The organism is Streptomyces sp. NPDC094448, assembly GCF_044763775.1.
GTDB lineage: Bacteria > Actinomycetota > Actinomycetes > Streptomycetales > Streptomycetaceae > Streptomyces.
On the sequence record NZ_JBIWGU010000021.1, the window covers coordinates 1 to 12,469 of the forward strand.

At 74.0% G+C, this 12,469-nt stretch carries 1 protein-coding gene; it reads left to right on the forward strand.

Annotation, left to right across the window (positions count from 1 at the left end):
• Positions 1-12,282: type I polyketide synthase (locus ACIQ9E_RS29445; protein WP_403712206.1), on the forward strand; the 12,282-nt coding region annotated here is incomplete at its 5' end.
• Positions 12,283-12,469 lie beyond the last annotated feature (187 nt).

Sequence of the window (12,469 nt, forward strand, 5' to 3'; positions counted from 1 at the left end):
GTGGCTGTGCATGGGGTGCGGAGTTTGTTGTTGGTGTCGCGTCGGGGGTTGGCGGCTGAGGGTGCGGTGGAGTTGCGGGACGAACTGGTTGCTGCAGGTGCTGATGTTTCGGTGGTGGCGTGTGATGTGGGGGATCGGGAGGCGTTGGCGGGCGTGTTGTCGGGGGTGGAGTTGTCGGCGGTGGTGCATACGGCGGGTGTGCTGGACGACGGTGTGGTGACGTCGTTGACGGCGGAGCGGGTGTCGGGGGTGTTGCGTCCGAAGGTGGACGGGGCGTGGAATGTGCATGAGTTGACGCGTGGTATGGGTCTGTCGGCGTTTGTGATGTTCTCGTCGGTGTCGGGTGTGATGGGTTCGGCGGGGCAGGGCAGTTATGCGGCTGCGAATGTGTTTCTGGACGCGCTGGCGGTGCACCGTCGTGCGGAGGGTCTGCCGGGGCAGTCGCTGGCCTGGGGTGCGTGGGCGCCGACGGGCGGGATGACCGCGACCCTGTCCGAAGCGGACCGGCAGCGCATCGCTTCCTCCGGTGTTCAGCCGCTCTCCGTCAAGCAGGGGCTGGCGCTACTCGACACGGCGCTGGCCACCGACCACCCCCACCTCGTCCCCCTCGGCCGGATCGCCACCGGAGCCGGGGCACGGCTGCTCGGCGACGTACCCACGATGTTCCGCGGGCTGGTCCGCGGCCGACGGCGGATGGCCGCGACCACCGCTGACGGGGCAGCGGCAGCCGTCGCCCTCGCCACCCGGCTGGAGGACATGAGCGACGCCGAACGCACCCGTACCGTGGTCGAGATGGTGCGCACGGAAGCCGCGTCCGTCCTCGGACACGCCTCCGCACAGACAATCAGCGCGGCCCGGGACTTCCACGACCTGGGAGTCGACTCCCTCACCGCACTGGAACTGCGCAACCGCCTCACCGAGGTCACCGGCCTGCGCCTGCCCGCCACCCTCGTCTTCGACCATCCCACCCCCACCGCGCTGGCGACCCATCTCCTCGCCGAGCTGCTCGACGAGAACGGAGACGTACGCCTTCCTGCCGCCGTGGCCACCGGAGTGTCCGACGATCCGATCGCGATCGTCGGCATGGCCTGCCGGCTGCCGGGCGGCATCGACTCGCCCGAAGACCTGTGGGACCTCGTCCTCCAGGGCCGGGAAGGGACCGCAGACTTCCCCACCGACCGCGGCTGGGACCTGGACACCCTCCTCGGGCCGGGTGACGGTCCGGACGGGCGAGGCCGCAGCGCCACCGCGAGAGGCGGATTCCTGCACGGTGTGGCCGATTTCGACGCCGGCTTCTTCGGGATCTCGCCCCGCGAGGCCCTCGCCATGGACCCCCAGCAGCGGCTGCTGCTGGAAACCTCCTGGGAGGCCATCGAGCGCGCCGCCATCGACCCGGCAGCCCTGCGTTCCAGCGCGACCGGTGTGTTCGTCGGCACCGGCGGCCAGGACTACCTGACCCTCGTGATGAACTCCCCCGAGGACATCGAAGGCCATGCGAGTACCGGGCTCGCGGCCAGCGTCGTCTCCGGGCGGGTCTCCTACGCCTTCGGGCTGGAAGGCCCGGCCGTGACCGTGGACACGGCCTGCTCGTCCTCCCTGGTGGCCATGCACCTGGCAGCCCAGTCGCTGCGCAGCGGAGAGTCCTCACTCGCCCTCGCCGGAGGCGTCACCGTGATGTCCTCCTCGCTGGGGTTCCCCGGCTTCACCCGGCAGGGCGGCCTCGCCACCGACGGCCGCTGCAAGGCGTACGCGGACGCCGCCGACGGCACCGGCTGGTCCGAGGGCGTCGGCGTGCTCGTCCTGGAGAGGCTTTCCGACGCCCGCCGCAACGGACACCGGGTCCTGGCCCTGGTCCGCGGCTCCGCCGTCAACCAGGACGGCGCTTCGAACGGCCTCACCGCCCCCAACGGGCCCGCCCAGCAGCGGGTTATCCGACAGGCCCTCGCCAACGCGGGCCTCACGGCCGCCGATATCGACGTGGTCGAAGGACACGGCACCGGCACCACCCTCGGCGATCCGATCGAAGCGCAGGCCCTGCTGGCCACCTACGGCCGGGACCGGGGCGAGAACGGCCCGCCGCTGCTCCTCGGCTCGCTGAAATCGAACATCGGGCACACCCAGGCCGCGGCCGGGGTGGCCGGTGTGATCAAGATGGTCATGGCCCTGCGGCACGACACCGTCCCGCGGACTCTGCACGTGGACGCACCCTCCACGCACGTCGACTGGTCCGCCGGTGAAGTGCGGCTGCTCACGGAGAACACACCGTGGCCGGCGGTCGCCCGGCCGCGCCGGGCCGCCGTGTCGGCCTTCGGCATCAGCGGCACCAACGCCCACACGATCATCGAACAGGCCCCGCCGGACGGGACACCGGCCGGAGAACCCGCCGTGCTGCCCACCGTGGTGCCCTGGGTGGTGTCCGGTGCATCCGAGGCCGCGCTCGACGCCCAGACGGACCGGCTGGCCCTGCTGCCCGGCACCCCGCCCACGCTGGACGTGGCGTACTCGCTGGCAGCCGGACGCGGCGTGTTCGACCACCGGACCGTGCTGGTCGACGGCGTCGAGATCGCCCGCGGGACGGCTGCGGAGAGCCGGATCACGGCCGTGCTGTTCTCGGGGCAGGGCTCCCAGCGGCTCGGCATGGGCCGGGAGCTGTACGCGCGCTTCCCGGTGTTCGCCGAGGCCTTCGACGCCGTGTGCTCGGCGTTCGACGAGCACCTCGCCCTTCCTCTCCGTACGGTCCTGTGGGGCGAGGACGAGGAGGAGCTGAACGGTACGGCGTACGCACAGGCGGGGCTGTTCGCCGTCGAAGTCGCGCTGTTCCGGCTGGTCGAATCACTCGGTGTCCGGCCCGAGTTCGTGGCCGGTCACTCGGTCGGCGAGATCGCCGCCGCGTATGTCACCGGCGTCTTCGGCCTCGCCGACGCGTGTGCGCTCGTCGCGGCCCGGGGGCGGCTGATGCAGGCCCTCCCCGAGGGCGGCGCGATGATGGCCGTCCAGGCCACGGAGGAGGAGCTGCGGCCGCTGCTCGATCCGGCCCTGGCGTCGATCGCGGCGGTCAACGGGCCGTCCTCGGCCGTCGTGTCCGGAGCCGCCGACGCGGTCGCGCGGATCGGTGCGCACTTCGAGGCCGAGGGGCGCAAAGTCACCCGGCTGCGGGTGTCGCACGCGTTCCACTCCCCACTGATGGACCCCGTGCTGGACGAGTTCCGGGCCGTGGCGGCCCGGATCACCTTCGCCGAACCGCGGTCGGCGCTCGTATCGAACCTGACGGGTGCGGTGGCCGGACCGGGCCTGGTCACCACCCCCGACTACTGGGTGCGGCACGTCCGCGAGACCGTCCGCTTCGCCGATGGCCTCGGCGCGCTGCGCGAGGCCGGGGCCACCGCGTTCCTGGAACTCGGCCCCGACGGCACCCTCACGGCCGCCACCCGTACCGCCATCGGCGTGGACGACGACGCCTCCTGCGTCGCCGTACCCGCGCTGAGGGCCGGCCGGCCGGAGGAGCGGGCCCTGATCGAAGGTCTGGCCCGGCTGCACGTCAGCGGTGTGAACGTCGACTGGACACGGCTTTTCGACGGCACCGCCGCCCGGCACGTCGACCTGCCCACCTACGCCTTCCAGCGCACCCGCCACTGGCCGGAGACCGGGACCGCCGCCCGCCCCGCCCCGCCCCACGCCGATCCCGCCGACACGGAGTTCTGGACGGCTGTCGAAAGCGAGGACCTGGCCGCCCTGGCCACCGGCCTGGACGTGGACGGCGAGGCGCTCGGCGCCGTACTGCCCGCACTGTCGAACTGGCGCAGGCACCGCCGCGATCAGGCGTTGCTCGACGCCCTCCGGTTCCAGGAGGCATGGCGGCCGCTGGACACGGTGGCGGACGGCACACCCGCCGGGACGTGGCTCGTGGTCGAACCCGCGGGTGGCGCGGACGACGACTGGGCCGCTTCGGTACGGGCAGTGGCCGGACCCGGCGCCCCCCACCTCGCCGTGGCGGCCGGAACGGACCGGACGTCACTGGCCGCACTGCTGAAGCAACTCCGGCAGCCCGGAACGGAGTTCACGGGCGTGCTGGCCCTCCCGGCCCCCGACGAGACCGCCACCGTGGCGACGGCCCTCCTCTTCCAGGCCCTGGCCGACGCCGGGATCACGGCACCCCTGTGGTGTGTGACCCGGGGCGCGGTCGCCGTCGCCCGGACCGAGGATCTGCCCTCCCCGGTCCAGGCCGGTGTATGGGGACTCGGCCGGGTCGCCGCCCTGGAACACCCACAGCGCTGGGGCGGGCTCGTCGACCTTCCCGAAGCCCTCGACGCGCGGGCCGCCCGGCGGCTCGGCGCCGTCCTGGCCGGCCTCGACGGAGAGGACCAGATCGCGGTCCGCGACTCCGCCGTGTACGGACGACGGCTGGTGCCCGCGCCCGCCGGGGCGACCGCCCCGGGCCGGCCGGCCGCCACCGCCGACGGCGCGACGCTGTTCGCCGGGGGAGTGGACACGGGCGGGCAGCCCGGCGCCGTCGACGGGACGGTGCTGCTCACCGGCGGAACCGGCGGCCGGGGCAGCCGTACCGCCCGCCGGCTCGCGGCCGCCGGTGTACGCCGCCTGCTGCTCGTAGGACGCCGCGGCCCCGACGCGCCCGGCAGTGCCGAACTCGTCGAAGAACTGCGATCCCTGGGCGCCGAAGCCACCGTCGTGGCCTGTGACACCGCCGACCGGGACGCCCTGGCCGCCGTACTGGCGGCCGTCCCCGCCGCGCATCCGCTCACGGCCGTGGTCCACGCGGCCGGTACCGTCGACGACGGGGTACTGGACGATCTGACCCCGGAGCGGCTGACCGCCGTCCACCGGGCCAAGGCACTGACCGCACTCCACCTGGACGAACTGACCCGCGGCCGCGACCTGTCGGCGTTCGTGCTCTTCTCGTCCGTGGCCGGCGCCGTCGGCACACCCGGCCGGGCGGCCGTCGCCGCCGCGAACGCCGTCCTCGACGCGCTGGCCCAGCAGCGCCACGCACGGGGCCTGCCCGCGACCTCGCTGGCCTGGGGCGCCTGGATGGACGGCGAACCCGAACCCGCCACCGCCCGCACGGACGCCACCGGGCCTGTCGGCCACGAGCGGACCGCCGACCCGGCGGGGACCGCCACAGCGGGTGGTCGTACACCCTCCGGTGAAGCCCCGGCCACCGGCCCCGGCACCGGCCGGGACGGAACCACCGCACGGCGTACGGCCGTCCCCGCAGTCCACCCCGAACTGGCGCTCGCCGCCCTGTGGCAGGCCGTCACCCGGCCCGACCCGACCCTGATCCTGCTCGACCTGCGGCAGCCGCATATCCTCGACACCCTGGTAGGACTGCGGGGCAACCCGCTGCTGGCCGGAATCCCCGCCGCCCGGCAGGCCCTCGCCGACGCCGAAGCAGCCCGCGAGGACATCACCTCACAGGCACACGAACTCACCCTGCGGCTCCGTGCCCTGCCCACCGCCGAACGGCTCGCCCTCGTCACCGGCCTCGTACGTACCCACGTCGCCGCGGTCCTCGGCCACAGCGGCAAGGCCGCCGTCTCCGCCGACCGCAAATTCCGGGACCTCGGATTCGATTCGCTCACCGCCGTCGAACTCCCCGCCCGCCTCCACCTGGCCACCGGCCTGAAACTCTCCGCCACGGCCGTCTACGACTACCCGACCGCCACCGGCCTCGCCGAGCACCTGCTCGGCGAACTCCTCGGCGAACAGCGGCCGGACGGCCAGGCGGCCCGGACAGCCGGCCCCGCCCCCGACGACGACCCGATCGCGATCGTCGGGATGGCCTGCCGTCTCCCCGGCGGGGTCCGTACGCCCGAGGATCTGTGGCAGATGGTCTCCACCGGACGCGACGGCATCGAACCCTTCCCCACCGACCGCGGCTGGGACCTGGGAACGCTCGGCGCCGGCGACCGCGACGGACGAGGCCGCAGCGCCACCCTGGAAGGCGGATTCGTCCCCGGCGTGGCCGATTTCGACGCCGCCTTCTTCGGGATCTCGCCCCGCGAGGCCCTCGCCATGGACCCGCAGCAGCGGCTGCTGCTGGAAACCTCCTGGGAGGCCGTCGAACGGGCCGGTATCGCACCGGGCTCCCTGCACGGCAGCCCCACCGGCGTATTCGTCGGCACCAGCGGCCTCGACTACGCGACACTGATGATGAACTCCCGCGAGGACATCGGCGGCCACGCCGGCACCGGCCTCGCCTCCAGCGTGCTGTCCGGGCGCATCTCCTACACCCTCGGCCTCGAAGGGCCCGCCGTCACCGTCGACACTGCCTGCTCCTCCTCCCTGGTGGCCCTGCACTCGGCCGCCCAGGCACTGCGGGCGGGCGAATGCTCACTCGCCCTGGCCGGCGGAGTCACCGTCATGGCCACCCCCGTCGGCTTCGCGGGGATGACCGTCCAGGGCGGCCTGGCCGCCGACGGCCGCTGCAAGGCGTACGCGGACACCGCCGACGGCACCAACTGGTCCGAGGGCGTCGGCATGCTCGTACTGGAACGCCTCTCCGACGCCCGCGCCAACGGACACGAGGTGCTGGCACTGGTCCGCGGCTCCGCCGTCAACCAGGACGGCGCCTCGAACGGCATCACCGCCCCCAACGGGCCCTCCCAGCAGCGTGTGATCCGCCAAGCCCTCGCGGCCGCCGGACTCACCCCCGCCGATGTGGACGCCGTAGAGGGCCACGGCACCGGAACCGCACTCGGCGACCCCATCGAGGCCCAGGCGCTGCTGGCCACCTACGGCCGGGACCGGGACCCGGACCGGCCGCTGCTGCTCGGCTCGCTGAAGTCCAATATCGGGCACGCCCAGGCCGCCGCCGGCGTGGCCGGTGTGATCAAGACCGTCCTCGCGCTGCACCACGGCATCCTGCCGAAGTCCCTGCACATCGACGAACCCTCGACACACGTCGACTGGACTTCCGGGGCCGTCGAACTGCTCACCGAGGCCCGGCCGTGGCCGCGGGCGGACCGCCCCCGGCGGGCCGGAGTCTCCTCGTTCGGCATCAGCGGCACCAACGCCCACACGATCATCGAACAGGCCCCGCCCGCCGAAGCCCCGCCCGCCGAAGCGTCCGAAGCACCGTCCCCGAAGCCCTCCGCCGTACCCTGGCCGGTGTCCGCGGCCGGCCCCGCCGCCCTGGCCGACCAGCTCACCCGCCTCACGGCCCACGCCGTGGGCCGGGACCCGCTCGATATCGGCCACTCCCTCGCCACCTCCCGGACCGCCCTCGCCCATCGGGCCGTGCTCATCGACGGCACGGAGGTCGCCCGCGGAGAAGCCGCCGGACACACCACCGCCTTCCTGTTCTCCGGGCAGGGCGCACAGCGCCTCGGTATGGGCCGGGAGCTGTACGGCCGCTTCCCCGTGTTCGCCGAGGCCTTCGACGCCGTCTGCGCGCAGCTCGATCCGCTCCTGGAGCGGCCGCTGCGCGAGGTGATCTGGGGGGACGACCCCGAGCCGGTCGACCGGACGGAGTACGCCCAGACCGGGCTGTTCGCCGTGGAGGTGGCTTTGTTCCGGCTGCTCGCCTCCTTCGGCGTACGCCCGGACCTGGTCGCGGGACACTCCGTCGGCGAGATCGCCGCCGCCCATGCGGTGGGCGTGTTCACGCTCCCCGACGCCTGCACCCTGGTCGCCGCCCGCGGCCGGCTGATGCAGGCGCTGCCCGAAGACGGTGCCATGGCCGCCGTCCAGGCCTCGGAAGAGGAAGTACGCCCGCTGCTCACCACGCGGCTGGCGGTCGCCGCCGTCAACGGACCGAACGCGGTCGTCGTCTCGGGCGCCACCGAAGCCGTGGACTCCGTACGGGGCCATCTGGAGCGGAAAGGGCGGAAGACAACGCGGCTGCGGGTCTCGCACGCCTTCCACTCGCCGCTGATGGACCCGATGCTGGACGAGTTCCGGGCCGTTGTGGCCGGTTTGGCCGTCGCCGAATCGGACACTCCGCTCGTCTCCACCCTCACCGGCACCGAGGTCGGAGCCGAACGGCTCCGCGACCCCGGCTACTGGGTCCGGCACGTCCGGGAAACCGTCCGTTTCGCCGACGCCGTGCGCACCCTGGGCGAAGCGGGGACCTCCGCGTTCCTGGAAGTCGGCCCCGGCGCCACCCTCGCGGCCCTGGTCCCACAGACCCTCGGCGACGACAGCCCCGACAGCCCCGGCGACACCGACAGCATCTGCGTACCGGCCCTGCGGGCGGATATGCCCGAGGAGACCGCGCTGGTCACCGCCCTGGCCCGGCTGTACGTCACCGGAGTGGGCGTCGACTGGCCGAAGCTCTTCGACGGCACCGGAGCCCGCCGCACCGGCCTCCCCACCTACGCCTTCCAGCACGACCGGTACTGGCCGCGCCCCGCGCCCCTGTCCGGGGACGTCACCTCGGCCGGTCTGGTGCCCGCCGAACACCCGCTGCTCGGTGCGGCGGTCCCGCTCGCCGGAGCCGACGGCACCCTGTTCACCAGCCGGCTCTCGCTCCGTGTCCACCCGTGGCTGCTCGACCACCGCACCGGCGGGACCACCCACTTCCCCACCACAGCCTTCCTCGAACTCGCCGTCCAGGCGGGCGACCAGGTCGGCTGCGGACACGTCGGGGAGTTCACCGTCACCGCACCCCTGCCGCTCTCCGGCGGTGCCGAACCCGTCATCCAGGTCTGGGTCGGCGCACCCGACGAGGCCGGCGGAGACCGTACGGTCGCCTGCTACGCGCGACCGGGCGACGCGGCCCCCGACGAGCCGTGGACCCGGCACGCCACCGGCGTCCTGACCGCGCGGGCGTTCACCGCGACCCCGGCCCCGGCCGTGTGGCCACCGGCCGGAGCCGCGGCCGTCGACCTCGACGGCTTCTACGGCGACCGCGCACCCGGGCCCGTCTTCCGGGGCCTGCACGCCGCATGGCTGCACGGCGACCAGGTGTTCGCCGAGGTACGGCTGGACGGCGAGGCAGCCGACGACGCCCGCTGGTTCGGCCTGCACCCGGCGCTCTCCGCCGCATCCCTGCACGCGGCCGCCCTCCTCGGCCTCGGCGACGAGGAGCAGCTGCCGCAGCCGCAGGCGTGGCAGGGCCTGACCCTGCACGCCGGCGGCGCCTCCGTACTGCGGGTGCGCCTCGCGCGGTCCGGCGAGGACACGGTCGTCATCGACGCGTACGACGCCGAAGGCGCCCCTGTCCTGTCCGCCGCTTCGGTCACCCTGTCCGCCGCCGGCACCGGACCCGGCACCGCCCGCGCCACCGACCGTGAGCCGCTGTTCCGGCTGGAATGGATCCCGGCCGGCACGGAGGACGCGTCCTCCGCGGTGCCGGCCGCCGTCGCGCTCGGCGCAGACGACCCCTACGGCCTCGGCACCCGTACTGCCACCCTCGCCGAACTCGCCCGGCCCGGCAGCCGAGTGCCGGAACTGGTCGTCGTACCGCTGCCCGAGTGCACCGGCGGCGAGGTGCCCGCCGCCGTGCACACACTGACCCATCAGGTACTGGCCCTGGTACGGGAATGGCTGGACGGGGAGCGGTTCGCCGCCTCCCGGCTCCTCCTCGTCACCCGCCGGGCGATCCGCGCCGCCGACGGCGACACCGTCGACGACCTCGCGGGCGGAGCCGCGTGGGGACTGGTGCGTTCGGCGAACTCCGAGCACCCGGACCGGTTCGCCCTCCTCGACACCGAGAGCGACACCGACGTCGCCGAGGCCGTCGCCCGGCTCGCCGGTCCGCTTGCCGCGGGCGAGGCCCAGTTCGCGGTACGCGACGGAGTCCTGCACGTCGCCCGGCTCGCCCGGCTGGCGACCGCCCCGAGCCTGCTGCCCCCGGCAGGTGAGGGCTGGCGGCTGGCCCTGGCCGAAGACGGCGCGGACGGCGAGCTGCGGCTGGTGCCCTGCCCCGGCCCGGCCCGGCCGCTCACCGAAGGCGAAGTACGGGTCCGCGTCGCGGCCGCCGGCCTGACGGGCGAAGTCACCGACGGCCCGGCCGCCCGGATCGCCGGCACCGTCAGCGCCACCGGACCCGGCGTGACCGGCCTGCGCACCGGCGACCGGGTGATGAGTACGGAACCGGCCGCCGCCGGCCCCTTCGCCGTCCTCCCGAGGAGCGGCCTCGCACCCGTCCCGGACGACTGGACCTGGGCCCGGGCCGCCGCCCCGGCCGGCCCGGCCGCCTCGTACGACATCCGGCACGCCCGGACGGTCCTGCGCACCCGCACCCCGGACAGCGGACCCCTGGACGGCACGGTGCTCACCATGCCGCCCGTATGGAACCCCGAGGGAACCGTCCTGATCACCGGCGGTACCGGCGCACTCGGCCGCCACCTCGCCCGCCGACTGGCCGCGCGGGGCAGCCGGCACCTGCTGCTCACCAGCCGGCGCGGCGCGGCCGCGCCCGGCGCCGCCGGACTGGCCGCCGAACTGGAGGCCCTGGGCGCATCCGTCACCGTCGCCGCCTGCGACACCGCCGACCGGGCGGCCGCGGCCGCCCTGATCGCGGACATCCCGGCCGCACACCCGCTCACCGCCGTCGTCCACACCGCCGGTGTGCTGGACGACGGCATCATCACCTCGCTGACGCCCGCACGGCTGTCGGACGTCCTGCGGCCCAAGGTCGACGCGGCCTGGCACCTCCACGAACTCACCCGCGGCCTCGACCTGGCCGCCTTCGTCACCTTCTCGTCCATCGCGGGTGTCATGGGCAGCCCCGGCCAGGGCAACTACGCCGCCGCCAACTCCTTCCTCGACACCCTCGCCGAACACCGCACGGAACTCGGACTCCCCGGCACCTCCCTGGCCTGGGGCCCCTGGGTGCAGGACGCCGGCATGACCAGCGAACTCAGCGAAACCGACATGCGGCGGATGCAGTCCGGCGGTATGCCCCCGCTCTCCATCGACCAGGGACTCACCCTGTTCGAGGCGGCCCTCGGCTCCGCCGAACCGCTCGTCATCCCGATCGGGCTGACCGGCGCCGGGATGCGCCCGCAGGGCGAGGTCCCCCCGCTGTTCCGGGGCCTGGTCCGCACCGCGCGGCGCACCGCCGCCAACACCGCGGGCGGCGACGCCACCGGCGATCTCACCCGGCAGCTCCTCGCCCTCGGCGAGAAGGACCGGCTGCGCTATCTCACCGATCTGGTACGGACCGAGGCGGCAACCGTGCTGGGCCACGCCTCGGCCGACGCCGTCGACGCCGAACGGGACTTCTACGAGCTGGGATTCGATTCGCTGACCGCCGTCGAACTGCGCAACAAGCTGGCCGCAGGCACCGGTATGCGACTGTCCGCGACGGTCGTCTTCGACACCAGGACCCCCACCGGCCTGGCCGGCTGGCTCCGCGGCGAACTCGCCGAACAGGCCCGCGGCGAGGACACCGCGGGCGCCGGCACCGGCCTGGCCCGTACCTCCGGCGAACCGGAACCCGGCTCACTGGAGCGGCTGTTCACCGACGCCCTGGCCGCCGGGAAGGTCACCGAAGCCCAGCGCATGCTCGCCGCCCTGGCCGCGCTCCGCCCCGTCTTCGAGGAATCCGCCGAACTGGAGGATCTGCCCTACGCGTCAAAACTCTCCGACGGGCCCGCCGCCCCCCGGCTGATCTGCGTCAGCGCACCCACCGCCAACGCCGGTATCCACCAGTACGCCAGGCTCGCCGCGCACTTCCGCGACCAGCGCCAGGTCGCGGCGCTGCCGCTGGTCGGTTTCGAAACCGGGGAACGGCTGCCCGCCACCCCGGAGGTCGCCACCCGGGTGATCGCCGAAAGCGCCCTGCGGGCGGCCGAAGGCAATCCGTTCGTCCTCGTCGGGCACTCCTCGGGCGGCTCCTTCGCCTACGCGGCCGCCGGACTCCTGGAACACACCTGGGGCATCAGGCCCGCCGGCGTGGTGCTGCTGGACACCTACAGCTTCCAGCACAACGACGGAGAAGGCATCGACTACCGGGGCGTGATGCGCCTCAACTTCGCCAACACGGAACCCCGGGACGGCTCCGCGGACGGCCCGGTGGTCCGGCTCACCAACGCCCGGCTGTCCGCCATGGGCCGCTGGATGGTCCTCCTCAGCCGGCTCCGGGTACAGCACACCAGCGCCCCCGTACTGCTGGTGAAATGCGCCAGGCAGCTGTTCGGAACCGACGACCGGCCGATCGAACAGCAGCCGTCGGCGGAGCGCGCGCCCCTGGTCGCCGGAGCCCATGAGCGGGCCGTGGACGCCGACCATCTGTCGATGATCCGCGAGGACTCGGCGCTGACCGCGCAGATCATGGAGGAGTGGCTCACCGCGTACGCACCGACCCCCCGCGGCTGACCCCTACCGCACCGGACACGGACTCCGCGCCCAGTGTCCCGACCCGTACCGCACCGGACACGGACCCCCCTCCGTGTCCGGTGCGCCCCCGTGGTCCGCCGCCGCGGCACGCCTCTAGGGAAAATCGCAGTCCGCGCTGGTGAGACTGGGCGGGAACCCCGGCATCTCACCGCGAGAGGTTGACATC